At 73.8% G+C, this 22,624-nt stretch carries 21 protein-coding genes and 2 tRNA genes; 12 read left to right on the top strand and 11 right to left on the bottom strand.

From position 1 onward, the window contains the following. Positions 1-10 precede the first annotated feature (10 nt). Positions 11-736 carry a DUF4142 domain-containing protein gene (locus AC1VWI_RS22170; protein ID WP_499512760.1) on the bottom strand — a complete coding sequence of 242 codons (726 nt, stop codon included), beginning with the start codon at positions 734-736 and terminating at the stop codon, positions 11-13. Between the two features lie 232 nt (positions 737-968). Here AC1VWI_RS22170 and AC1VWI_RS22165 point away from each other — a divergent pair, with 232 nt between their 5' ends. The 3 genes from AC1VWI_RS22165 (at position 969) to ppk2 (ending at position 4,377) form a co-directional block, all read left to right on the top strand. Continuing rightward, positions 969-1,433 carry a DUF4442 domain-containing protein gene (locus AC1VWI_RS22165; RefSeq protein ID WP_499512759.1) on the top strand — a complete coding sequence of 155 codons (465 nt, stop codon included), beginning with the start codon at positions 969-971 and terminating at the stop codon, positions 1,431-1,433. Between the two features lie 115 nt (positions 1,434-1,548). Continuing rightward, positions 1,549-3,078: a PstS family phosphate ABC transporter substrate-binding protein gene (locus AC1VWI_RS22160; protein WP_499512758.1), complete on the top strand. Its 1,530-nt coding sequence runs from the start codon at positions 1,549-1,551 to the stop codon at positions 3,076-3,078. Positions 3,079-3,480: 402 nt separating this feature from the next. Then, the gene (gene ppk2 / locus AC1VWI_RS22155) at positions 3,481-4,377 is read left to right on the top strand and encodes a polyphosphate kinase 2 (RefSeq protein WP_499512757.1); all 897 of its coding nucleotides are present in this window, start codon (positions 3,481-3,483) and stop codon (positions 4,375-4,377) included. Between the two features lie 179 nt (positions 4,378-4,556). On the opposite strand, the gene AC1VWI_RS22150 is transcribed toward ppk2, so the two are convergent. The 3 genes from AC1VWI_RS22150 to AC1VWI_RS22140 form a co-directional block, all read right to left on the bottom strand. After that, complete coding sequence (locus tag AC1VWI_RS22150) at positions 4,557-6,233, bottom strand: Ig-like domain repeat protein (protein WP_499512756.1); 1,677 nt, start codon at positions 6,231-6,233, stop codon at positions 4,557-4,559. A 257-nt stretch (positions 6,234-6,490) separates the two neighbouring features. Continuing rightward, complete coding sequence (locus AC1VWI_RS22145; RefSeq protein WP_499512755.1) at positions 6,491-6,964, bottom strand: hypothetical protein; 474 nt, start codon at positions 6,962-6,964, stop codon at positions 6,491-6,493. Positions 6,965-7,065: 101 nt separating this feature from the next. Beyond that, on the bottom strand, positions 7,066-9,147 hold the full coding sequence (locus AC1VWI_RS22140) for a putative Ig domain-containing protein (RefSeq protein WP_499512754.1): 2,082 nt from the start codon (positions 9,145-9,147) through the stop codon (positions 7,066-7,068). Positions 9,148-9,559: 412 nt separating this feature from the next. Between AC1VWI_RS22140 and AC1VWI_RS22135 the strand changes: the two genes are divergently transcribed. From AC1VWI_RS22135 to AC1VWI_RS22115, 5 genes are all read left to right on the top strand, one after another. Then, a complete protein-coding gene (locus tag AC1VWI_RS22135) occupies positions 9,560-10,366 on the top strand; it encodes a MerR family transcriptional regulator (RefSeq protein WP_499512753.1) in 807 nt (268 codons plus the stop codon). Next, complete coding sequence (locus AC1VWI_RS22130) at positions 10,363-11,199, top strand: hypothetical protein (RefSeq protein ID WP_499512752.1); 837 nt, start codon at positions 10,363-10,365, stop codon at positions 11,197-11,199. The genes AC1VWI_RS22135 and AC1VWI_RS22130 overlap by 4 nt, the downstream gene beginning before the upstream one ends. A 141-nt stretch (positions 11,200-11,340) precedes the next feature. Next, positions 11,341-12,234 (top strand): putative protein N(5)-glutamine methyltransferase, encoded by an 894-nt coding sequence (locus tag AC1VWI_RS22125; RefSeq protein WP_499512751.1) that lies wholly within the window; start codon positions 11,341-11,343, stop codon positions 12,232-12,234. A 356-nt stretch (positions 12,235-12,590) separates the two neighbouring features. Beyond that, positions 12,591-13,052, top strand: a complete 462-nt coding sequence (locus AC1VWI_RS22120; RefSeq protein WP_499512750.1) for a transglycosylase SLT domain-containing protein — start codon at positions 12,591-12,593, stop codon at positions 13,050-13,052. Between the two features lie 186 nt (positions 13,053-13,238). Further along, on the top strand, positions 13,239-14,039 hold the full coding sequence (locus tag AC1VWI_RS22115; protein WP_499512749.1) for a maleylpyruvate isomerase family mycothiol-dependent enzyme: 801 nt from the start codon (positions 13,239-13,241) through the stop codon (positions 14,037-14,039). Here the strand turns inward: AC1VWI_RS22115 and AC1VWI_RS22110 are convergent. Continuing rightward, positions 14,026-14,613, bottom strand: coding sequence for a histidine phosphatase family protein (locus AC1VWI_RS22110; RefSeq protein WP_499512748.1), 588 nt, complete (start codon positions 14,611-14,613; stop codon positions 14,026-14,028). The two genes, AC1VWI_RS22115 and AC1VWI_RS22110, sit on opposite strands and share 14 nt — an antisense overlap. A gap of 26 nt (positions 14,614-14,639) precedes the next feature. Further along, positions 14,640-15,584: a GlxA family transcriptional regulator gene (locus AC1VWI_RS22105; RefSeq protein ID WP_499512747.1), complete on the bottom strand. Its 945-nt coding sequence runs from the start codon at positions 15,582-15,584 to the stop codon at positions 14,640-14,642. Positions 15,585-15,654: 70 nt separating this feature from the next. Between AC1VWI_RS22105 and AC1VWI_RS22100 the strand changes: the two genes are divergently transcribed. Beyond that, positions 15,655-16,608, top strand: coding sequence for an NADP-dependent oxidoreductase (locus AC1VWI_RS22100; protein WP_499512746.1), 954 nt, complete (start codon positions 15,655-15,657; stop codon positions 16,606-16,608). 25 nt (positions 16,609-16,633) lie between these two features. On the opposite strand, the gene AC1VWI_RS22095 is transcribed toward AC1VWI_RS22100, so the two are convergent. The 3 genes from AC1VWI_RS22095 to AC1VWI_RS22085 form a co-directional block, all read right to left on the bottom strand. After that, positions 16,634-16,707, bottom strand: a tRNA-Pro gene (locus AC1VWI_RS22095). A gap of 12 nt (positions 16,708-16,719) precedes the next feature. After that, positions 16,720-16,791: transfer RNA gene (locus AC1VWI_RS22090), tRNA-Lys, on the bottom strand. A 35-nt stretch (positions 16,792-16,826) separates the two neighbouring features. Then, a complete protein-coding gene (locus tag AC1VWI_RS22085; RefSeq protein WP_499512745.1) occupies positions 16,827-18,206 on the bottom strand; it encodes a hypothetical protein in 1,380 nt (459 codons plus the stop codon). Positions 18,207-18,308: 102 nt separating this feature from the next. Between AC1VWI_RS22085 and AC1VWI_RS22080 the strand changes: the two genes are divergently transcribed. The 3 genes from AC1VWI_RS22080 to AC1VWI_RS22070 all read left to right on the top strand — a co-directional run bounded on the left by AC1VWI_RS22080 (position 18,309) and on the right by AC1VWI_RS22070 (position 20,846). Further along, positions 18,309-19,031 carry a Clp protease N-terminal domain-containing protein gene (locus tag AC1VWI_RS22080; protein WP_499512744.1) on the top strand — a complete coding sequence of 241 codons (723 nt, stop codon included), beginning with the start codon at positions 18,309-18,311 and terminating at the stop codon, positions 19,029-19,031. A gap of 67 nt (positions 19,032-19,098) precedes the next feature. Next, positions 19,099-20,355: an SLC13 family permease gene (locus tag AC1VWI_RS22075; protein WP_499516885.1), complete on the top strand. Its 1,257-nt coding sequence runs from the start codon at positions 19,099-19,101 to the stop codon at positions 20,353-20,355. 5 nt (positions 20,356-20,360) lie between these two features. After that, positions 20,361-20,846: a universal stress protein gene (locus AC1VWI_RS22070; RefSeq protein WP_499516884.1), complete on the top strand. Its 486-nt coding sequence runs from the start codon at positions 20,361-20,363 to the stop codon at positions 20,844-20,846. Between the two features lie 9 nt (positions 20,847-20,855). Here the strand turns inward: AC1VWI_RS22070 and AC1VWI_RS22065 are convergent, their stop codons facing one another. Together AC1VWI_RS22065 and AC1VWI_RS22060 are read right to left on the bottom strand one after the other, a co-directional pair. Next, positions 20,856-21,977: a CU044_5270 family protein gene (locus AC1VWI_RS22065; protein ID WP_499512743.1), complete on the bottom strand. Its 1,122-nt coding sequence runs from the start codon at positions 21,975-21,977 to the stop codon at positions 20,856-20,858. Beyond that, on the bottom strand, positions 21,974-22,603 hold the full coding sequence (locus AC1VWI_RS22060) for an RNA polymerase sigma factor (protein ID WP_499512742.1): 630 nt from the start codon (positions 22,601-22,603) through the stop codon (positions 21,974-21,976). The genes AC1VWI_RS22065 and AC1VWI_RS22060 overlap by 4 nt, the downstream gene beginning before the upstream one ends. Positions 22,604-22,624: the final 21 nt, after the last annotated feature.

Below are 22,624 nucleotides of genomic sequence, written 5' to 3'. Positions count from 1 at the left end.
GCCGCAGGGGTCACCCGACGGTCGGCGCGGCCGAGGCCGGCGGCGCCGCCGAGGGGTTGACGATGAGCGTCGGCTCGCCCGGGACGGGTGTCGGCGCGACCAGGTCCTTGGGGTCCGTGGTCGGACTGGCGGTGGTCTGCGCGACGATCGTCGGGAAGTCCACCAGCCCGGTCCGCTCCATGACGGTGATGTGGTCCAGCACGGTGTCGTTGGCCTGGTCGGCCAGCTGCCGCACGAGGCTGTTCATGGTCGTGGAGCGGACCTTGGCGATCGTGTTGAAGATCTGGCCGTGGGTCAGCCGCAGGATGTTGGCGAGCTTCCTGTCGAAGTCGCCCCCGGAGGCGGAGGACAGGGTGCCGAGGAAGCCCATCTGCTGCGGCGTGGGCTGGTTGGGCAGCGGTATGCCGAGCTGTGTGGCCACCGTGCGGTCGGCGCTGTCCAGTGCGGTGTGCCCGTCGATGAGGTGCCGCCCGGCGGTCTTGACCGCCTGGGTGGTGCCCTTCTGCTCCGCCATCTGCCCGGCGGGGAACTCCCACAGCCCGGCGAGGCGCACCTTGACGACGAATTCCCGGTCGAGGGGGGTCAGCGGCCCGTACGCGGTGGTCACCGCCTGCGCCTCGGGGGAGGACGCCGCCACGTTCGCCCCGGACATCGCCGGGTACGCGAGCGCGGCGATCGTGCACACCAGCGCTCCGGCGACCAGGGCGGTCCCCGCCGTGAACCGGTTGGCCTTCATCGCGCCTCCTGGGTCGGGATCCGTACGCGCTTCCGGACGGTAGGGCCCGTCGCGGCGCGGCGGTACTCCTGCGCGATTTCCCTGAGCGCGGGCGGGAGTTGTTGGTACGGTGCAAAATTTCGCCTGTGCAACGGAAAGGGCCCGCGGCGCGGGGCATGTCTCCCCCCGGGTCTTGGGCGGGGCGACGGCTCCCCGTAACGCGGACGTCGGCCGGGGGCGCGAGCCTGGGCGCATGGACGCCACCGCGCTGGCACGCTCCCTGCTGGAACCGGTACCGGCCCACCGGACCGCGGGGATCCAGGTGCTGCGGGCCGAGGACTGCGCCGCCGAGGTGGCGCTGGACACCCCGCACGGGCTGACCAACGTGATCGGCAGCCTGCACTCCAGCGGGCTGATCGCCCTGCTCGACGCGGCGGGACTGGCCGCGGTGATCGCCGCGGTCGAGGCCCCCGGGGAGTTCGAGGGCGTGGTGCCGCTCGGGGCCGCGGCGACGGTGGAGTTCCTCGCCCCGGCACGCGGCCGGCTGGTGGCCTCCTGCGCGCTGGGCGAGTCCGCGCGGCGCACGCTGCGGGGCGTGCTGTCCGGGGACGGCGACCGGGCACGGCTGGCGACGCTCGCGGAGATCAGGGACGCGACGGACACCGTGGTGTGCCGCGGGGGCTTCGACTGGAGCGTCCGCCGAGTCCGCCGCGCCTGACCGGGAAACGCCCGGCGAACATCTGACGGCAGGACAGGGAAGGCGCCGCCGGGCCTCCGGCGGCGCCGTACGGTGACCGCACTGCAGGAGAGATCACCGGGGAGCGGGGCGAGAGGTGGGCGACTGGCTGAGCGCCGACAACGTGGTGGCGGTGCTGACCGCGCTGCTCGGTCTGGTGGTCTCCGTCGGCGTGGTCTGGTACGAGCGCCGCGTCCCGCGCCGGCGGCGCATCGGCTACCGCGTCCAGATGGACACCCCCATCGGCAGCGACGACCCCGACGGCGGGGGCGGCGGCCGCAGCGTACGGCTCGGGCTCTTCAACGACCTCCCCGACATGTCGGACGCCACGCTCGTGCTGATCCGGGTCGAGAACGACGGCGGCGAGGCCGTCACCGACACCGACTACACCAACCGCGACCCGGACCGCGCGCTCACTGTCGTCTTCGCCGGCCGCACGGTGCGGGGCGTGGCCGTCACCGAGGCCGACGCCGGGCCGCTGATGGACCACTTCGCCCCCGCGGGGGACACCGGCGGCGTCCGGCACCAGGGCAACGTGATCCACCTGCCCCGGGTCCCCCTCAACCGGGGCCAGCACTTCAAACTGCTCGTACTGCTCACCGGCGGCCACGTCGGCGGCGGCGTCCGGGTCACCGGCGGCGTCCGCGACGGCGTGGTGGTCCCCAACAAGGCCATGCCGGTGGACGCCAAGCCGCCGCTGTTCAGCCGGGCCGCCCGGTGGATCACCATCCTGCTCACCCTCTGCGTGACCGTCCTGGCCGGCATCATCGTCGTCCGCGAGGACCCGCCGCCGCCCATCGGCTGCGCCGCCGGACGGCTCACCGTCACCGGCTCCACGGCCTTCGCCCCGGTCATGGACGAACTCGCCCGCCGCTACGCCGAGGACTGCCCCGACGCGAGGATCACGGTCGACGCGCACGGCAGCAACGAGGGCGTCCGTGAACTCGCCGACACCGGGGCCTCCGGCGTCGTCGCCCTCTCCGACGGCCCCAAGCCGGACGGCGAGCCGCGCCTGGAGGAGAACCGCGTCGCCGTCTCCGCCTTCGCGCTGGTCGTCAACGACGACGTCCCGGTCCGGGACCTGACCGTCGAGCAGATACAGCGCATATACAGCGGGTCCGTCGTCAACTGGAGGCAACTGGGCGGCCCCGACCTGCCCGTTCTCCTGGTCAGCCGCAACGCCGACTCCGGCACCCGCGACCTGTTCCGCCGCCACATCCTCGGCGGCCACGGCGAGCCCGCCTTCACCTCGCGCGACTGCCGCACCCGCAACTCCCCCGACGACAAGGCCATCCGCTGCGAGCTGGACAGCACGGAACAGGTCCTCAAGACCGTCGCCCGCCTCCCCGGCGCCATCGGCTACGGCGAACTGCGCGCCGCCACGGCCTCCCAGGGCCTGCACACCCTGAGCATCAACGGCCGCACCCCCACCCCGGCCGCCATCGGCGACAGCAGCTACCCCTTCACGGAGATCGAGTACGCCTACACCTACGACCGCCCCGCCACGGGCTCGCTCGCCGCGAGCTTCCTCACCTACATGATCCGCGGCGCCGGCCAGGACGTCGTCAAGTCCCACGGCCACCTCCCCTGCTACAGCCCCGAAGGCCTGGAACGCTGCCGCCGTTGACCCCCCGCCCCCCCGCGCCGCTGCTCCCTCGCTCACCCGCCCGCCCGGCCACCCCGTCCGCGCACCCACGACCGGACACCCACGACCGGACACCCACGACCGGACACCCACGACCGGACACCCACGACCGGACACCCACGACCGGACACCCACGACCGGACACCCACGACCGGACTCCGTGCCGTGCGCCCCGGAGCCGGTGGGGATCCGCGGCCGGGGCCGTGGTTGTGGTCGGGGGCCGCTTCAGCTCCGTCGTGTGATCTTGAAGCACGCCGGGGCGCGGGAGCTGTACCGGTGTACGTCATGTGGGGTTCGCCGGGGCGTGGGGCGGGGTGGCGGGGGGCAGGGTTACGGTGGGAAAGGCGTACGCCCGTTCCCGCGGACCCGGAGGTGAGAGGCGGCATGACGACGCTCCCGCACCCCGCGGACCTGGATCTGCTCGCCGGGATGCAGGTCGACTACACCGACCAGGACGACCCCGTGCTGATCCGGCCGGACGGCAGCCCGGTCGAGACGTGGCGCGAGAACTACCCGTACGACTTCCGCATGGAGCGCAAGGAGTACGAGTGGCACAAGCGGCTCCAGCAGATAGAGCTGCTGAAGCTGCAGAGCTGGATCAAGGAGACCGGCCGGCGGCTGGTGATCGTCTTCGAGGGGCGCGACGCGGCCGGCAAGGGCGGGACGATCAAGCGGTTCACCGAGCACCTGAACCCGCGCGGGGCGCGGGTGGTGGCGCTGGAGAAGCCGACCGAGCGTGAGCGCGGGCAGTGGTACTTCCAGCGGTACGTGGAGCACCTGCCGACCGCGGGCGAGATCGTGCTCTTCGACCGCTCCTGGTACAACCGGGCCGGCGTGGAGCGGGTCATGGGCTTCTGCACGGATGACGAGTACCAGCGGTTCATGCGGCAGGCACCCGCCTTCGAGCGGATGCTCGTGGACGACGGCATCGACTTGGTGAAGTTCTGGTTCTCCGTGTCGCGCGACGAGCAGCGGACCCGCTTCACGATCCGCCAGGTCGACCCGGTGCGGCAGTGGAAGCTCAGCCCGATGGACCTGGCCTCCCTGGACCGGTGGGACGACTACACCGAGGCCAAGGTCACGATGTTCCGGGAGACCGACACCGAGCAGGCGCCCTGGACGGTGGTGAAGAGCAACGACAAGAAGCGGGCCCGCGTGGAGGCGATGCGCGCCGTGCTGGGCCGCTTCGACTACGGCGACAAGGACGAGGAGGTCGTGGGCGTGCCCGACCCGAGGATCGTCGGTGCCGCCGCGAACCTGCTCGAGGCCGGCGAGGCCTGAGCCCAGGTCCCTGGCGCCGTGGATGATTCGTCCATCTCCGGCTCCCAATCGGGACAAATCATCCATTGACGGCAGCGGCCCCCGCCGCGCGACCCCCCCCGCATCCGGCCGACACGGGCGAGGCCGCCCCGGAGGTTCCGGAACGGCCTCGCCCGTGTGCGTCCGTCCGCCGGACGGCGTCACTTGGTGAAGTACATGTACTTCCAGGGGCCGTAGGTCGTGGTGTTCACGGAGTCGCCCGAGGAGCCCTTGACGTACGAGGAGCGCATGCGAGCGCGGATGCCGGCCTCACCGGGGGCTTCGAGCCGCACGGCCGACTTCCCGTTGGTGGCGAGCCAGAAGTACTGGCTGCCGGCCGAGTACCACTTGCCCTGGTAGTAGACCTGCAACTCGAACCGCTGCTTGCGGTTCTCGTAGTAGCTCATGGACGTGGTGAACACCGGGTCGGTGTTCTTGTGGAACCAGTAGTACGTGGTCGAGCCGATCTTGCCCGTCTTGTAGTGCCGGGAGACGGACGTGGAGACCTTGATCTGGGTGCCGACCGAGCGGGACACGGACTTCGGCGCGTAGGAGAAGTCGCCGCCGAACGAGGCCCAGAAGGTGGTGTTCCGGTAGAGCTTGTAGGTCACCTTGAAGTCGCCGGAGGAGTTGACCTTGCCGGTCTTGACCAGCTTCTTCGTGCCGTCCGCCGCCTTGGCGTAGATCGACACCACGCGGCTCTTGCCGGTCTTGCCGAGGTGGCCGGTGACGGTGGCCGTCGAACCCCAGGAGTAGGTCGAGTGGTTGGTCTTGACGCTGACCGAGGTGGCCGCGCGGGAGACCGAGACCGTGTCCTTGCCCAGGGCGGCGGTGTGCGTTGCGTCGCCCGCGTAGTGCACGGAGTAGGTGACGGTGCCGCCGGTGTACGGGGTGTCCGCGAAGCTGAACGTCCCGTTGGAGGCGACCGTCTTGGTGCCGAGCGACTTGCCCTTCGGGGTGGTGAGGTCGGTCCGGGTCACCGTGACCTTGGTGCCGGCCGGGAAGGGCGCGGAGGCCGTGAGCCTGCCGCTGACCGTGATCTTCGTGGTCCGCTTGGCGGTGGCGGGGGCGTTCACGGTGAGCGTGGTGGCGGCCCGGGTGACGTTGACGGTCCTCCTGGCGGTGGCGGCGGCGTGGGTCGCGTCGCCCGCGTAGGTGACCGTGTAGGTGTTGTTGCCCTGGACAGCGGGGGTGTCCTTGAGCTGGAAGACGTTGTACTCGCCGATCGTCGCGGTACCCAGCGGGGTGCCGGTCCCGCCGTGGCTGTCGGTGCGGGTGATGGTGACCGCGGTACCCGGCGCGTAGTCCTCGGTCGAGCCGAGGGAGCCGCTGATCGTGACCTCCGCGCCGGGCAGGGCCGTCGCCGGGGCGGACACGTTGAGGGTGGTCGAGGCCCGGGCGACGGTGACGGTGCCCGTCGCGCTGGCGGCGGCGTGGGTTGCGTCGCCCGCGTAGCTGACCGTGTAGGTGTTGTCGCCCTGTACGGCCGGGGTGTCCTTGATCTGGAAGGTGCCGTCTTCGGCGACGGTCGCGTTCCCGAGCGCGGTGCCGGTCGTGTCGGTCGGGTCGGTGCGGGTGACGGTGACCTCGGTGCCGGCCGCGAACGGCTCGGTGGAGCCGAGGATGCCGGTGACCGTGACCTCCGCGCCGGGCACCGCCGTGGCGGGGGCGTTGACGGTGAGGGTGGTCGCGGCCTCGGCGACGTTGGCGGTGTCCCCGGCGGTCGCGACGGCGGTGGGGCCGTCGGCCGCGGCCGGCGTTGCCGTGACCCCGAGCAGGGACGCGGTGGCGAGCAGGACGGACAGAGCCGTCCCGCCCGCGAGGTGGCGGGTGCGCAAGCTGGTTCCCCCCAGGCAGGCGTGGGTGGCCGGAGGTCTTCCGGCGAGACGTGGGTGCGCCGCGGGGCGCGGACCCCCGTGGCGGGCCCGGCGCGCCTTCGTCGGCGGCAAGAGGGAACGCTACGTCATGCCTCTGACAGCGGGCCACTGCATTGTCGGCCCGCGCCGATCCGTTACCGCCGCTTCGCCCGGCGGTGGGGATCCCGTGGCCGATTCGATGCCCGGCGCCGTACAACCTCCTTGCGGAGAGGGCGTGTTCACCGGTCGGCGACCCGCACGGTGACGGTCCACTCCCGCAGTCCCAGGCACGCCACCTGGTCCGGGGCGGTGGGTGTGGCGCACAGCGGCTGGGTGGCGGTGAGCCGCGCCGTGCCGGATGCGGTGGCGCGGTAGGCGGCGATGGTGTCGCCGCGGGGGGCGCCGATGCCCGCGTTGGTGGGGGTGAGGGCGCCGCCCTCGCTGGTGACGGGGGACCACGGGCGGTCCGGCGTGCCGTCGAGGGTGACGCGGACGGTGCCGCCCGCGGTGAGGCAGACGGTGCGGCCGGTGTCCGCGGCGGTGAGCGCGGCCTCGGACACGCAGGCCCCTCCCGTGCCCGCCCCGGAACCGGCGCTGCCGGTGGCGCCCGGGGCGCTGCTCCGGCCGCCGTCCGCGGGGCCGCCGGACTGCGTGCCGCAGCCGGTGAGCAGGAGTGCGGTCGCCGCGAGGACCGCGGCTGTCGTATGACGCATGGATGGCCTCCCTTCCTCTGTGAAAGGTTTGACGTGTTCCAGGCGCAAAAGGGTCCCGGCCGCCTGCCGGCGGCCGGGACCCTTCCCGCGGGGAGGCGGGGTCAGGCCGTGGTCAGGGCGGTGTCGTCGACCACGAAGCCGGTCTGCAGGGAGGAGTCCTCGGTGCCGGTGAACTTCAGGGTCACGGTGGAGCCGGCGAAGGAGGACAGGTCGAAGGACTTCTGGGTGTACCCGGTGCCCTTGTTGAGGTTGGACCAGGTCGCCAGGGTGGTGGAGCCGGCGGTCAGGGTCAGCTTGTCGTAGGCGGCGGTGGTGGTCGTCTCGGCGGAGTCGACGTGCAGCCAGAAGGTCAGCGTGGCGTGGCAGCCGCTCGGGACGCTCACCGTCTGGGAGAGCGTGTCGGTGTGGGTGGAGCCGTAGCCGTCCAGCCAGGCCTTGTACGTGCCGCCGTGGGCGGCCTCACCGCTGTCGCCGGTGATGACGCCACTGGACGCCGTCCACGAGGTGCTGCCGGACTCGAAGCCCGGGTTGCCGAGCAGCTGGGCCGCGGTGCAGGTGCCGCCGCCCGCGGGGGAGACGGTCCAGCCGAAGGAGGCGGAGCCGGAGGCGCCGGTGCCGTCGGTGGCGGTCACCGTGGTCTGGTAGGTGCCCGCGGCCGTGGGGGTGCCGGAGATCAGGCCGGTCGAGGCGTTGATGCCGAGCCCCGTGGGCAGGCCGCTCGCGCTGTAGGTGAGCGGGGCCCCGGCGCTGTCGGTGGCCGAGATCTGCAGGCTCTTCGCGGTGCCGACGGTGGCGGTCTGGCCGCCCGGGCCGGTGACGGTGACCGTGTTGCCGCTGCTGGTGCCGTTCTTGAAGGCGGTCACGCCGTTCGGGGTGCCGAGGCCGGTCGGGCCGTCGTAGCCGGTCTTGCCGGTGCACAGGTACGAGCCGGAGCAGCCGCCGTTGGCGCCGCTGGTCACGTCGTAGAGGTTCGCCGTGTGGGCGTAGGGGTACGACGCCGGGTTGGTGCCGGAGGCCGGGGCGCCGGCCAGGGCGTACACACCCGCGATGAGCGGCGCGGAGGCGCTGGTGCCGCCGTAGACCGCCCAGCCGGAGCCGCCGTAGGTGTCGTAGACCGCGACACCGGTGGCCGGGTCGGCGACGGCGGAGACGTCCGCGACGGTGCGCCTGGCGCAGCCGGTGTCGGTCTGCCAGCTGGGCTTGGCGTCGTACGCGGAGCAGCCCGAGCCGGTGCCGTCGCCGCCCGCGCTGGTGCCCCAGACCTTCTCGGACCAGCCGCGGGTGGTGGACGCGGTGGTCAGGGAGGTGCCGCCGACGGCGGTCACGTAGCGGGAGGCGGCGGGGTACTCGGCGCCGTAGCCGGAGTCGCCCGCGGAGACGGTGATGGCGACGCCGGGGTGGTTGAAGTAGGCGCTGTCGTAGGACGGGTCGGCGGACTCCTCGTCGCCGCCGTAGCTGTTGGAGACGAACTTCGCGCCGAGCGCCACGGCCTCGTTCACGGCCGCGCCGAGGTCCTCCATGCTCGCGGAGTCCGCCTCGACCAGCAGGATGTTGCAGCTCGGGCAGGCGGCGCTGACCATGTCGAGGTCGAGGGCGATCTCCCCGGCCCAGCCGCTGTCCGGCGTGGGGAGGCTGGTGCTGCTGCCGGTCTGGCTCACCTTGCGGAAGCAGCCGCTTGCGACGGTGCAGGCCGAGAGACCGTACTGGGAGCGGTAGGTGGCCAGGTCGGTGGCGGCGTTGGGGTCGTCGTAGGCGTCGACGATGGCCACGGTCAGGCCGGAGCCGCCGGTGGCGGGCAGGTTGTAGGCGCTGTGCAGGTTGGCCGGGCCCAGACCGGACGGGGTGGCCTGCGGCGAGAGCGTGTCGTCGCGCCTCATCGCGATGTCGGTGCGGCGCTGCGCGAGGCAGCCGAAGTCGCCTGCGGCCGGTGCGCCGCACAGGTGCGTGGTCGGTACGGCGGCGCCGGCCGTGCCGGTGGGGTGCACGGTCTGGGCCGCGGGGGACTGCAGGGCCCGGGCGTTCTGCGTGTCCCGGGCGGTGGGGGTGTGGGGGGCGGCGGCCTGGGCGGCCGGTCCCGCGGCGAGCAGGCCGGTGACGGCCAGGGCGAGCGCGGGCAGGGCCGCGGTCAGTGTCCTTCTCAGTCGCCTCAGCGGCTGTGCGGGTCGATGTGCAGAGGGGTGCACGGGGTGCCTCCGTCGAGTGCCGGGAGTGGGGGTGTCGCGGCGTGGTGCGGGTGGCGCGGTGCGTCGGGCGGCGGGCAGGCCGGGACCGGTGCGGGCCGACGGGTCGGTGTGGGCCGTGGGTCGGTCGCAGGTAGGTCATGCGCATGACATGTAGACACGCGTAGACCGCCCCCGGGCTGCGGCTGCGGTCGGTGGTGACGGGCGGACGCGCTGACGTTAGGCGCGTCCGCCGGGCCGCGGACAGCCGCCGGGAAAGATCTTTACCGCCGCTTGAGCCGGGTTTGCCCGCGCCGAGACCGGACCCCTCGGCCGCCGGTCCGGGGGCCGGATTTCCCTAGGGTTTTCCCTGTATGCCCGGCCCGCGCCCTCCGGTCCTTGACCTTGTCGCAGCGTCAAGGTCTCTACTGGGCTCATGCGCATCGGAGAACTCGCCGCCCTCGCCGGGGTCACCACCCGCACCGTGCGGCACTACCACCGCATCGGGCTGCTGCCCGAGCCCGCGCGCCGGGTCAACGGCTACCGCGACTACGGTCTGCGCGACGCCGTCGAGCTCACCCGCGTCCGCCGCCTGACGGAACTCGGCCTGGGCCTCGACGAGGTCAGGGACGTGCTCGCGGACGACGCGGGCAAGGAGCTGCACGAGGTGCTGGCGGAGCTCGACGCGGACCTCGCCCGGCAGGAGGAGGCCATCCGGTCGCGCCGGGTCCGTCTCGCCGAACTCCTCGCGCAGGCCGAGGCCGGCGGCGGACTGCCCGCGCAGGCGCCCGTCTCCCCGGAACTGGCGTCGCTCTTCGCCGAGATGGCCCGGACCTCGGCACAGCTGCCGGGGCCCGAGCCCGCGATGGCCGTGAAGGAGCGCGAGTTGCTCGCGCTGCTGGACACGGCGGCCACCCCCGAGGCCCGGGGCTGGCTCACCGGCCTGTTGCGCTCCATGGGCTCCGATCCGGGCGCGATGCGCCGCGCCTACGAGGTGTACGCGCGGATGGACGAACTGGCCGGGGCGGCCGTGGACGACCCCCGGGTCGCGGAGGTGGCCCGGGCGATCGCCGACTCCGTCCCGGACGAGGTCGCCGCCTCGCTCGCCGCCTCCGGTGAGGACCTCATGACGGCGGGTGGCGCGGAGGGCGGCTTCATGGAGGCCTTCTTCGACGACCACGCGCCCGCCCAGGCCGAGGCCGTACGGCAGGCGATCCGGCTGATGCAGGGTCGTGCCCGGTGAGCCGCCGGGGGGCGTGGGCGCTGGGCACCCTGGTGGTGGCCGAGGCGGTGCTCGCCGCGTGCCTGGTGGCGGGCGTGCCGGTGCCGGAGCCGGTGCTCCGGGGCGCGGAGCTGTGCATGACCGCCGTGCTGCTGTGGCGGCTGCCGGAGGTGGTGCGGGCGCACCGGGACGCCCGGCGCCGGGGCCTGTCGCGCCGCGCCGCCGCGTGGACCGCCGTGCGGGACACCGTCCCGGCGCCCGCGCGGCGCCTGATGCGCCATGAACTCGCCCTGTCCGTGAGCCTGGTGCGCTGGATCGCGCGCCGTCCGCACGGGGTGGGCGAGGGCGCCGTGGCCGTCCCGTACACCGGGGCGCAGACGGCGACGATGTACGGCTTCCTCTTCGTCTCCGTCGTCGAGACGGTGGTGCTCGCGCTGGTCATCCCCTGGCCCGCGGTGCACGCCGTCACCCTCGTCCTCGACGTCTGGGGCTGCTTCTTCGTCCTGGCCCTGCACGCCGCCTGCGTGGTGCGCCCGCACGTCGTGGGGGCGGACGGCTCCCTGCGGCTGCGGTACGGCGCCCTCGTCGACGTCCGCGTGCCCGCCGGGCGGATCGCCGCGGCCCGTGTCGACCGGCGCTTCCCCGACGGACGGCTCGTCACGCTCGCCGGGGACGGCACCGTCGACATGGTCGTCGGCGGCCAGACCACGGTGACCGTCGAACTGACCGAGCCCGTCACGTTCCTGCGCCCCCTCGGGGTGCCCGCGCAGGCCCGCGTCCTGCGCTTCCACGCCGACGACCCGCGCGCCGTCGTGGCGGCCCTGGGGGTGGGCGCGGTGCCGGGGCTCGGGTAACGTTGCCGTCCCCAGCAGCGGACGTACCGAGGAGGTGAGACCCATTACCGCCATGTCAGGTTGGGTGCTCTCCCCCGGCGGCCCCGCGGTCCGGACGACCTAGGCCGTCGAGAGCGCCCCGCGGCGCCCCGAAAGGCCCCCATGTCCTCCGCTTCACCCGCTCCTTCCGGCTCGTCTCCTTCCCACCCTGCTCCCGCCGGCGCCTCCTCTTCCGGCGCCTCCTCTTCCGCCCTTCCGTCCCCCGCGTCCCTCGCGCCGGTCGTGTCCGTGCTCCGGGCGGCCGGCTGCGTGTTCGCCGAGGACGAGGCCCGGCTGCTCGTCTCCGCCGCCCGGACACCCGACGAGCTCGCCGCCCTGCTGGAGCGCCGGGTGGCCGGCCTCCCGCTCGAACACGTGCTGGGCTGGGCCGAGTTCTGCGGCCTGCGGATCGCCGTCGGCCCGGGGGTCTTCGTCCCGCGCCGCCGTACGGAGTTCCTCGCCCGCGAGGCCGTCGCGCTCGGGCGCGCCCTGGGCCGGCCCGGCGCCGTCGTCGTCGACCTGTGCTGCGGCTCCGGCGCGGTGGGCGCCGTCCTGGCCGCCACGCTCGACCGGCCCGTGCTGCACGCGGTCGACATCGACCCGGCGGCGGTCGCCTTCGCCCGCCGCAACCTCGCCGCGGCGGACGGCCGCGTCCACGTCCACGAGGGCGACCTCTACACCCCCCTTCCCGCGGAGCTGCGCGGCCGCGTCGACGTCCTGGTCGCGAACGTGCCCTACGTCCCCAGCGGCGCCGTCGCCCTCCTCCCCCCGGAGGCCCGTGACCACGAGCCCCGTGTCGCCCTCGACGGCGGGGCCGACGGCCTCGACGTCCTCCGCCGGGTCGCCGCCGCGGCGCCCGCGTGGCTCGCGCCGGGCGGCCGGCTCCTCTTCGAGACCGGTGAGGAGCAGGCCCCGGCCGCCGTCGCCGCGGTCGCCCAGGCCGGGCTGGAGGCGCGGGTGGCCGTGTCGGAGGAGCTGTACGCGACGGTCGTGATCGCCTCGGCCCCCGTGGCGTAGCCCGCCGGGATCCGCGCCCGTCGGCCGGACCCCGTGCCCGCCCGGAAATCCTCGCCGTGGGTGAAACCGCGGTTCCTCCGTGTGAATCAACGCCTTATTCGGTGACGCAGGCCACATGGCCTGCGTCACCGAATGGGCGATTTGTCCGGGTCTGCGTGTGACGTGGCCGATATGACGTGCGCCACTTTCGGGGCCCCTTAGTAGAAGCCGCCCCGGAATCCCCTTCCCACGTCTGAGCGGCGGGACTTTCGTCCCTGGTCCCACAACTAATCCCGTTAGTAATAGGGGTGCATTGACCTCGGGATTTAAGTCGGCCAACAATTCATGGCGTACCCCACGGAAGAGGAATTACTCGAATGCAGATCTCCGCTATGTCGAAGCTCAACCGCGTCGCCAAGGCCAAGAAGATCTCCCTCGGCTGCGCCGCTGCCGGCGTCGCCGTCGTCGCCGGTGGCGTGGCCATGGCCCCCACCGCCTCCGCCGCCCCCATGGCGCAGTCGGGCTCCGTCAACACGTGGATCAACGAGTCCCTGAAGGTGATGCGTGCCAACGGCATCCCGGGCACTTACAACGGGATCTACAAGAACCTGATGCGTGAGTCCTCCGGTAACCCGAGCGCCATCAACGGCTGGGACTCGAACGCGGCCAAGGGAATTCCCTCCAAGGGTCTGATGCAGGTGATCGACCCGACCTTCAAGGCCTACCACGTCCCCGGTACCTCGTGGAACATCTACGACCCGGTCGCCAACATCACCGCCGCCTGCAACTACGCGGCCCACGTCTACGGCACGATCGACAACGTCAACTCGGCGTACTGATCGCCCGCGCGCGGCGCTTTCCGCGCGACGCTTTCCCTGGGGACGCCCCCGGGCAGCAACGACTGCCCGGGGGCTTCCCCCTTTTCGCGTTCCCGGATTCCGCGCGCTTTTCCGGGCACGGTTCCGCCCCGGCTTTTCCTCCCCGGGCCTGGACAGACGAACCGTGCTGGTCCACGCTGTCCGACCATGACCGTCGCCCCTGACCGCCCGGCCGAGGCCGAGGCCCTGCACGCCGCCGCCGAGGACATAGCCGCCCTGCTCCGCGGGTGCCCGGACACCTCGGTGCCGATCCCCGGTGCCGAGTGGACGGTCGGGGAGGCCGCGGCGCACCTGGTGCTCGCGGGCGAACTCATGGCCGCCCTGGCCGAGGGCCGCGAGCAGCCGTACGGCGACGGCACCCCCGGCAGCCTCGCCGCCGCGAACGCCGCGTCCCTCGACGCCTTCCCCGAACGCGACGGCGCGATCCTGGCCGACGGGATCGTGCGGCACGCCCGCGCGTTCACCGACGCGGCCGCGACCCGCGCGCCCGGCATGCCGGTGGTCACCCCGCTCGGCCCCATGGACCTGGCCACGCTCGGCTCGTACCTGCTCACCCACATGCTCGGCCACGGCTACGACATCGCGGTCGCCCTACGCCGTCCCCACATGATCGACCGTGAGCGCGTCGCCCGCTGCATGCCCTTCCTCAAGGCGGCCATGCCCCGGGTCGTCGACGCGCGGGCGGCGGCCGGATTCTCCGCCTGCTACGCGCTGCGCGTCCCCGGGATCACACGCTTCGCCGTGACCTTCACCGACGGTGCGGCCGAGCTCGCGGACGAGCCGCCGCGCCGCCCCGACTGCACCATCACCACCGAGCCGGTCACCTTCTTCCTGATCGCGCTCGGCCGCCGGGGCGCCACCGCCGCCATGGCCCGCGGCAAGATCGCCGCCTGGGGCCGCCGCCCCTGGCTCGCCCCCCGCTTCCCCACCCTGTTCACCGCTCCCTAGCTCCGGCCGGGTCCCGGTCCGGGCCCGGCCAGTCGCCGGGGAGGGTGTACGTCCAGCCCGGCTGCCAGACGAAGGGCGCCAGGACGCCCTCCGTCAGGGCGACCCCGCCCAGCAGGCAGGCCAGGGCCCAGCGGTTGGCGGAGTGGGCGATCAGCAGGACGCGCCGGCCGTCCCACCGCCGGGCCAGGTCGTACAGGAGCGCGTCGGTGGCGGCGAGCACCTGCCGGTAGCTCTGGCCGCCGCCGGGGAACGGCTCGTCGACGCGCCGCAGGCGCTGGGCCGCGACGAGATGGGCCGGCCGTCCGTTCAGCGCGCCGTAGTCGCACTCGCGCAGCCGGGGGTCCCGGTGGACCGGCGGCCGCCCGTCGGGGAAGGCGAGGGCCGCGGTCTCCACGGCACGGTGCAGGTCGGAGGTGTACACCGCCGCGATGTCCTGGTTGCGGCGGCGTTCGCCCAGCTCCCTCGCCTGCCGGCGGCCGCGCTCCGACAGCAGGCCGGGCAGCCGGCCGGTGGCGATGCCCGCCTCGTTGTCGGTGGTCGTGGCGTGCGTCTCGTAGATCAGCTCCACAGCCATCGGGGGCCTCCCCAGGGTCGGGTGCGTCAGAGGGTGGCGGTGGCCCGGAAGGTGCGCCGGTAGGCCAGGGGGGAGACGCCGATGGCGGCGTGGAGGTGCTGCCGCAGGGACGTCGCGGTGGCGAAGCCCACCTCGCCGGCGATGCGGTCGACCGGGAGGTCGCTGGACTCCAGCAGGTGACGGGCGCGGGCGACCCGCTGCTGGATGAGCCACTTGCCCGGGCTCGTGCCGACCTCGTCCCGGAAGCGCCGGGCGAAGGTCCGCAGGCTCATCCGCGCGTGGTCGGCGAGGTCGTTCAGGGTGAGCGGCAGGTCGAGGTGCTCCAGCGCCCACTGCCGCGTCGCCGCGGTGCCGGCGTCCGCGGTCTCCGGCACGGGCTGGTCGATGTACTGGGCCTGGCCGCCGTCCCGCCAGGGCGGCACCACGCAGCAGCGGGCCACGAAGTTGGCCACCGCGCTGCCGTGGTCCTCGCGCACCAGGTGCAGGCAGACGTCCACACCGGACGCGGCCCCGGCGGAGGTGAGGACGTCGCCGTCGTCGACGAAGAGCACGTCCGCGTCGAGCGCCACACCGGGGAACATCCGCCGGAAGCGTTCGGCCAGCGCCCAGTGGGTGGTGGCGGGGCGGCCGTCGAGGAGGCCCGCGGCGGCGAGCGCGAAGGCCGCCGTGCAGATGGAGACGATGCGGGTGCCCGGCCGGATCGCGCCGAGCGCGGCCGCGACCGGGGCGGGGAGCTCCGCGGTGATCCGCGACTGGTCGTACGGCGGGATCACGACGGTGTCGGCGGTGGCCAGCACCTCGGGGCCGTTCTCGACGGTGACCGAGAAGTCGGAGTCCGTGCGCACGGGGCGCCCGTCGACGGTGCAGGTCAGCACCTCGTAGCGGTCCCCGGCGGAGCCGAAGACGCGGTTGGGGATGCCCAGCTCGAAGGGGTAGACGCCGTCAAGGGCGAGGACGACCACACGATGCATGGCACGATCTTATCGGAGGATGGCAATCATGCCATTTCCCCGTGCCCGTGCGGTCGGCAGGCTGGGGTCCATGACCGGAACACCCCGCACCATGCGCGCGATCACCCAGGACGTCCTCGGCGGACCCGAGGTACTGCGGGAGGCGGAGCTGGAACGCCCCACCCCCGGCGTCGGGCAGCTGCTCGTCCGCGTCCACGCCGCCGGGCTCAACCCGACCGACACCAAGCACCGGCAGACCGGGCTCTTCCTCGGCGGCCCGCCGCCCGTCCTCGGCTGGGACGTCTCCGGCGTCGTCGAGGAGACCGGGCTGGGAGTGGCCCTCTTCCGGCCCGGCGACGAGGTCTTCGGCATGCTCCCCTACCCGCACGGCGTCGGCTCCCACGCCGAGTACGTCACCGGACCCGCCCGCGCCTTCGCCCGGAAGCCGTCCCGCATGAGCCACGTGGAGGCCGCCGCGGTCCCGCTGGTCGCGCTCACCGCCTGGCAGGCCCTCGTCGACGTCGCCGCGGTCCGCCCAGGGCAGCGCGTGCTCGTCCACGCCGCCGCGGGAGGCGTCGGCCACGTCGCCGTACAGATCGCCAAGTCCCTCGGCGCCCATGTCATCGGCACCGCGAGCGCCGCCAAGCACGACTTCCTGCGCGGCCTCGGCGCCGACGAACTGATCGACTACCGCACGACCGACTACGCCGAGGCCGTCCGCGACGTCGACGTCGTCCTCGACCCCCTCGGCGGTGCCGAGTCCCTCCGCTCCCTGCGCACCCTGCGCGAGGGCGGGTTGCTCGTCACCATCCTCCCGATCGGCCTGCCCGGACTCCTCGCGGAGGCCGACCGCCTGGGCGTGCGCGCCACCGGCATGATCGTCGAGGCCGACCACGCCGGCATGACCGCGGTCGCCCGCCTGGTCGAGGAGGGCGCCCTGCGCGTCACGGTCGCCGGCACCTTCCCCCTGTCCGAGGCCGCGAAGGCCCACGCCGCCCTGGAGACGGGACGTACGACCGGGAAGCTGGTCCTCACGGTGCGCTGACATCCGTGGGCCCGCGAGCCGTACGGGCACCGGGGCAGGGCTCGAACCTGCGTCCACCCGGTCCCGAGCCGGGCGCTCCACCGCTGAGCTTCCCGGTGCCCGTACGGCCCCCGACGAGGGCAGGGCTCGAACCTGCGTCCAACCGGTTAAGAGCCGGCCGCTCCACCGCTGAGCTTCCCCGTCGGTGCCCCGATCCTGGCCGCCACGGCGGCCGGGCGTCAACGCAATTGGGCGTCGAGGTCCGCCGCCGCCGGGCGCAGCGGACGTCCCGAGAAGAAGCCCGCCGACCGCAGCACGCCGGCCAGCACCGGGTCGCCGACCTCCACCCCGTGCACGAGTTCCGGCGTGGGCCGGAAGGGCACCGGGCCGGCCGCCGGCCGCGGTTCCGTCCAGCCGCCCGCGACGGGATCGACGCCGTGCCGCCGGCACACCTCCTCCACCAGCGACCGCGGGCACTCCGCCTCGCCGCGCAGCACCTGCCAGGGCAGCGGCAGTTCGGCCCACACCCCGGTGTCCGGGTGCAGTCCCCCACCGGTCTGCCGGTGCCAGGCGGCCACGTCGGCGGCGACCAGGAACAGGACCTTGCCGGGGCAGAACCGGTCGGCGACCTCCTCGGCGGCCATGGCGCGCAGGAGCGAGAACCAGTGGGCCCGGGCCTTGGTCCAGGCCCGGGCGGTCTGGTTCCAGGTGGTCGAGTCGTCGCCGCGGCGCACGATCATCGTCGTCCGGTCCAGGGGCTGCCGCCGCCATGCGGCCTCGAGCAGTTCGGCCACGTCCAGCAGGAAGCGGTACCAGATCCCCAGCAGCCGTCCCCGCTGCCCGTCGTCGAGGTGACCGAGCACCTCTGCGGTGGGGTGGACGTGCGCGACGGCGTACCAGTTGGTGCGGTGCGGCCTTCGGCGCAGCTCCTCGAACAGGGCGTCCGCCACCTCGTCGTAGGGGGGCTGCTGGCCCGAGACCGTGAACTCGCTGCGCAGGTTGGCGCGGGCGGTGAGGTAGGCCACGAAGGCCGCGGTCGGGGTGTCGGCCGCGAACTCCTCGTAGGCCAGCCGGGAGGCGAGTCCGCTCTTGCCGACCAGCGTCACCTCCCGCTTGCGCTGCTCGACCAGGATGCGCGCCAGCTTGGCCTCCATGCGGCGCAGCAGCCGGAACCGCTTGTTGTACTGCCGCTTCGACATCTCCCCGAGCCCCGCGTCCGCGCGCCCGGCCCGGTCGAGGCGGTCGGTGAGGAAGTCGTTCGCCCCGAACCGCTTGGCGATCCGCCCGCCGGCCGCCCGGATCGCCGCCTCCACCTGCGCCGGATCGTCCCCGGACGCCCCGGCCGGCTCCGGCAGTCCCGGGAACAGCTCCGCGGCGCGGGCCAGCTGGCGCTGGGCCCCGACGGGCCGGGCGAAGTCCTCCAGCATCGAGGTGTAGCCGTGCCACAACGTGTTCAGCGAGCCGCTCGCCGCCTTCTCCAGCGCGCGCCGGGTACGGCGAGCGGGCCGTCGGCCGTCGCCGTCGAGCAGCCGGAGGGCGAGATGGGCGATGTCCTCGGGGCGCTTGCGCCGGTCGAGGGACGCGTACAACTCCCGCAGGACCGAGGTGTTCTGGGACATGTGCCCAGGCTGGCGCACCCGGCGGGGAGGGCACCACCGGTTAATGCCGACGGTCGTCAACTTCCGGTTGACGATGACCCATCGTCAACCTATCGTTGACGCATGACGCAGCAGATCCGGCTCGACGATCTGATCGCAGCCATCAAGAAGACCCACCCCGACGCCCTCGACCAGCTCTCGGACGCCGTCATCGCCGCCGAGCACCTGGGGGAGGTCGCCGACCACCTCATCGGACACTTCGTCGACCAGGCCCGGCGGTCCGGCGCGTCCTGGACCGACATCGGCAAGAGCATGGGCGTGACCAAGCAGGCCGCCCAGAAGCGCTTCGTCCCCAAGGACCTCGGCTTCCCCGACCTGGACCCCTCGCAGGGCTTCTCGCGCTTCACCCCGCGCGCCCGCAAGGTCGTCATGGCCGCCCACGCCGAGGCCAAGACCGCCCACAACCCCGAGGTCCGCCCCGAGCACCTCGCCCTCGGCCTGCTCAGCGAGCCCCAGGCCCTCGCCGCACTCGCCATGGCGGCCCAGGGCGTCACCCCCGACGCCGCCCGCACCACCCTCACCGCGGCCCTCCCCGCGGCCGTGGCCGAGGTCCCCGAGCTCGTCCCGTACGACCTCGCCTCCCGCAAGGTCCTCGAACTCACCTTCCGCGAGGCCCTCCGCCTGGGCCACAACTACATCGGCACCGAGCACCTCCTGCTCGCCCTCCTCGAACTCGAGGCGGGCGACGGCCCGCTGACCTCGCTCGGCCTCGACAAGGCCACCACCGAGCGCCACGTCGCCGCGGCACTGGCCGAGATCGTGGGCGGCACGCAGCAGGAGGAGTGAGCGGTGTCCCGGGTGGGGCGTGGTTCCATGAGGGGCCATCACGGTCCCACCCGGGAGGAACGGAACCCTGAACACCACGATCGCGGAGGCGCTGTCCGTCGCGCTGCTGCTCCTCGTGCTCGCCGGGGCGGTGATCCGGCCGTTCGGTCTTCCGGAGGCGGTGGTCGCCGTCCCGGCCGCGGCGGTGGCCGTGGGGAGCGGGGCGATCCCGCTGGAGCACGCGCGGGAGGAGGCGGCGCGGCTGGGGCCGGTGATCGGGTTCCTGGCGGCGGTGCTGGTGCTGGCGAGGCTCTGCGACGAGGAGGGGCTGTTCCGGGCCGGCGGGGCGTGGATGGCCCGGGTGGCCGCGGGGCGGCCGCGGCGGTTGCTCGGGGCGGTGTTCGCGCTGGCGTCGGCGGTGACGGCGGCGCTGAGCCTGGACGCCACCGTGGTGCTGCTGACCCCGGTGGTGTTCGCGACCGCCGCCCGGCTGGGGGTGCGGCCGAAGCCGCATGTGTACGCGTGCACGCACCTGTCCAACACCGCCTCCCTGCTGCTGCCGGTCTCGAACCTGACGAACCTGCTGGCGTTCGCGGCCAGCGGGCTGAGCTTCACCCGCTTCGCCGGGCTGATGGTGCTGCCGTGGCTGGTGGCGATCGCCGTGGAGTACGTCGTCTTCCGCCGCTGGTTCGGCGCCGACCTGGAGGCCGCCGTTGCGGTCCCGGACGGCGCCGAGGTGCCTCCGCTGCCGGTGTTCGCGCTGGTCACGGTGGTCTGCACGCTGGCGGGGTTCGTGATCACCCCGGCGCTCGGCATCGATCCGGCGTGGGCGGCCGCGGCCGGTGCGCTGGTGCTGGCCGTACGGGCGGTGGCGCGGCGGCGGATGACGGTGCGCGCCGTGGCGGGGGCGGCCGGGGTGCCGTTCCTGGCGTTCGTGCTGGCGCTGGGCGTGGTGGTGCGGGCGGTGGTCGACAACGGGCTCGCCGACGCGCTGGGCCGGATCGTGCCCGGGGGCACCGGGCTGGCCGCCCTGCTCGGCGTCGCGGCGCTGGCCGCCGTGCTGGCCAACGTGATCAACAACCTGCCCGCCGTGCTGGTCCTGCTGCCGCTGACCGCGCCCGCCGGGCCCGGCGCGGTCCTCGCCGTCCTGCTCGGGGTGAACATCGGCCCCAACCTGACCTATGCGGGATCCCTGGCGACCCTGCTGTGGCGGCGTATCGTGCACCAGCACGAACACGACGTGGACCTGAAGGAGTTCACCGTCCTCGGCCTGCTCACCGTGCCTGCGGCGCTGGGCCTGGCGGTGGTGGCACTGTGGGGTTCGCTGCACGTCCTCGGAGGCTGATGTCCGTGATCGTGACCGCCTGGATCGCCGAAGGAACCTGGCCCGCCTGCGTCGACGCCGTCCGCGTCCACGCGCCGGAGGCCGCCGACGTCGTCCTGCTGCACGTCAGCGGCCCCGACGTCCCCGGTCTGGCGCACGCCGCCTACGCCGGGCTGCTGGGCCGTGGGCACCCGGAGAACGATCCGGGCACCCGGCTGGAGGGCCTCGGCGCCGACTCCGCGGGACGGCTGCTGGACGCCGCCGCCCGGCGCCTGGGCCGTCCGTGCCGCAGGGAGGAGCGGTCGGGGCGGGTGGAGCGGGAGGTGGTCGCCGCCGCGGCCGGGACCGATCTGCTGGTGATGGCCCGTGACGGCGACCTCGTACGGCTCGGGCCGCGGAGCCTGGGCCCGGCGGCGCGCTTCGTCGTGGACCACGCGCCCTGCCCGGTCCTGCTGGTGTGGCCCGCGGCCGCGCCGGACGTGGCGACGCTCCCCCCGCCCCCGCCCCACTGACCGGGGCTCTCAGCCCGTGGCGCCGGGCAGCTGCTTGATGCCGTCGACGACGGAGCGGGTCAGCACCGCGGTGGTGAAGACGACCGTGCCGCGCGGCATGACCCCGTCCGGGTCCCGCTCGGCCTGGACGGTGCGCTCGCCGAGGAAGACGTGGGTCTTCGGGTCGAAGATCCACTCGGTGCGCGCTCCGGTTGTCTCCTCCAGCCGGGCCACCGCGACCCCGTGCCGGCCGGCGGCGTCCACGGCGTCGTCCACGGCGACCACGCCGGGGATCTTGGCGGCGGCCTTGTAGAGCGCGGTGGTCAGCCCGGCCGGCGGGTAGCTCTCGCCCAGCAGGTCACCGATGGTGGTGAAGGCCTCCTGGTCGGGGCCGTTGCCCATGCCCTTCGTCTCCTCGTAGATCTTGGCCAGGAGCGCGTCGGGGTCGGTGGGCAGGGTGGTGAGGTAGTCGTAGCTCGGCGCGTTCAGGGTCGGCTCGGGCACCTTGCCCTGCTCGTCGGTGCCCGCCAGGGTGATGCCCTCCGGGCCGGTGGTGCCGGGCTCGATCAGCCAGCCGTCCCTGCCGTCGCGGGACTCCCAGGCCTGGCGCGTGTGCAGCGGGGTGCCGGCCAGGCTGGTCGTGCCGTGCACGTGCCGTACGACGGTGCCGGCCGACTTCGACTCGATGTAGACGTACTGGCCGTCGCCCACCGGCGCGGCGGGCGACTCGGCGGCGGCCAGCGAGACGGTGTCCAGCAGGCGGGCGGCGCCCTTGGGGTCCGCGGCGCCGAGACGGGTGGTCAGGGCAGGGCCTGCGGCGGAGGTGCCGGAGCCGCCGCCCGGGCCGCTGCCCTCCGCACCGCCGAACACGAACAGGCCGGTCGCCAGGGCCCCGGCCAGCACGCCCGCGGTCAGCGGGACGAGGACCATGCGGCGCAGGAAGGGGTTGCGGCGCGCGGCCGGACGGGCGGCGCTGGCGACGGTGGTGGTGGCGGCGTCGGCGGTGTACGGGCCGGTGCTCGTGCCGAGGTCCTCGTGGATCCGGGTCATCAGACGCTCCTTGTGCAGCTGGTGACGGTCCGCCGGCAGATCCCGCTCCACGCGCGGCAGGAGACGGGCGGTCTCCTCCCATTCCGAGGGATGGGCGTTCATCGGATTCCTTCCTGTGCGGGCCGGACCGCGTTCGTGCGGTCCCCTTCTGTCTGTCGGCGGCGGGCGGCGGGTTCCATCTCCGCGTCGGCGAGCTTGCGCAGTCTCGTGCGGGCCCGGGACAGCCGGGACCGCACGGTGCCGACCGGGATGCCGAGGGCCTCGGCGGCCTCGGCGTACTCCAGGCCCTCCCACAGGCACAGCGTCAGCACCTCGCGCTCGGGGCGGCGCAGCCGGGCGAGGGCGGTGAGGACGGCGGAGATGCGGCGCCGGTCGTCGACCCGGCCGGCCACGAGGTCGGCGTGGTCGGGCACTTCGAGCGCGGCGGTCCCGGCCTGGGCACCGGCGGCGACCGCGGCCCGGTAACGGCGGTTGCTGCGGCAGTGGTTGCGCGCGATGTTCGTGGCGACGCCCAGCAGCCACGGCCGCAGCGAGCCCCCTTCGGGGTCGACGCGCTCACGCAGCCGCCAGGCCTCCAGGAAGGTGGCCGACATCACGTCCTCGGCGACCGACCAGTCGGCGGTCAGCCGGAAGGCGTGGTTGTAGACGGTACGGGCGTACGCGTCGAACAGTTCCGCGAAGGCGGCGGGGTCCCCGTCCCGTACCCGGGTCCGTACATGAGTGGTCACTTCTGTCGGCTGTCCGTCGGT

The sequence above is a fragment of the Streptomyces sp. TOM-9 genome (assembly GCF_056858595.1).
Note: the sequence above shows the minus strand (reverse complement) of the source record. Positions and strands in the feature narration are given on the sequence as shown.

Bases quoted from the DNA above. Each gene is read 5' to 3' on its own strand.
- AC1VWI_RS22110 (WP_499512748.1), bottom strand. From the start codon at position 14,613: ATGGCTGTGGAGCTGATCTACGAGACGCACGCCACGACCACCGACAAC.
- AC1VWI_RS22125 (WP_499512751.1), top strand. From the start codon at position 11,341: ATGTCCTCCGCTTCACCCGCTCCTTCCGGCTCGTCTCCTTCCCACCCT.
- AC1VWI_RS22115 (WP_499512749.1), top strand. From the start codon at position 13,239: ATGACCGTCGCCCCTGACCGCCCGGCCGAGGCCGAGGCCCTGCACGCC.
- ppk2 (WP_499512757.1), top strand. From the start codon at position 3,481: ATGACGACGCTCCCGCACCCCGCGGACCTGGATCTGCTCGCCGGGATG.
- AC1VWI_RS22065 (WP_499512743.1), bottom strand. From the start codon at position 21,977: ATGAACGCCCATCCCTCGGAATGGGAGGAGACCGCCCGTCTCCTGCCG.
- AC1VWI_RS22165 (WP_499512759.1), top strand. From the start codon at position 969: ATGGACGCCACCGCGCTGGCACGCTCCCTGCTGGAACCGGTACCGGCC.
- AC1VWI_RS22080 (WP_499512744.1), top strand. From the start codon at position 18,309: ATGACGCAGCAGATCCGGCTCGACGATCTGATCGCAGCCATCAAGAAG.
- AC1VWI_RS22085 (WP_499512745.1), bottom strand. From the start codon at position 18,206: ATGTCCCAGAACACCTCGGTCCTGCGGGAGTTGTACGCGTCCCTCGAC.
- AC1VWI_RS22135 (WP_499512753.1), top strand. From the start codon at position 9,560: ATGCGCATCGGAGAACTCGCCGCCCTCGCCGGGGTCACCACCCGCACC.
- AC1VWI_RS22105 (WP_499512747.1), bottom strand. From the start codon at position 15,584: ATGCATCGTGTGGTCGTCCTCGCCCTTGACGGCGTCTACCCCTTCGAG.
- AC1VWI_RS22170 (WP_499512760.1), bottom strand. From the start codon at position 736: ATGAAGGCCAACCGGTTCACGGCGGGGACCGCCCTGGTCGCCGGAGCG.
- AC1VWI_RS22120 (WP_499512750.1), top strand. From the start codon at position 12,591: ATGCAGATCTCCGCTATGTCGAAGCTCAACCGCGTCGCCAAGGCCAAG.
- AC1VWI_RS22100 (WP_499512746.1), top strand. From the start codon at position 15,655: ATGACCGGAACACCCCGCACCATGCGCGCGATCACCCAGGACGTCCTC.
- AC1VWI_RS22145 (WP_499512755.1), bottom strand. From the start codon at position 6,964: ATGCGTCATACGACAGCCGCGGTCCTCGCGGCGACCGCACTCCTGCTC.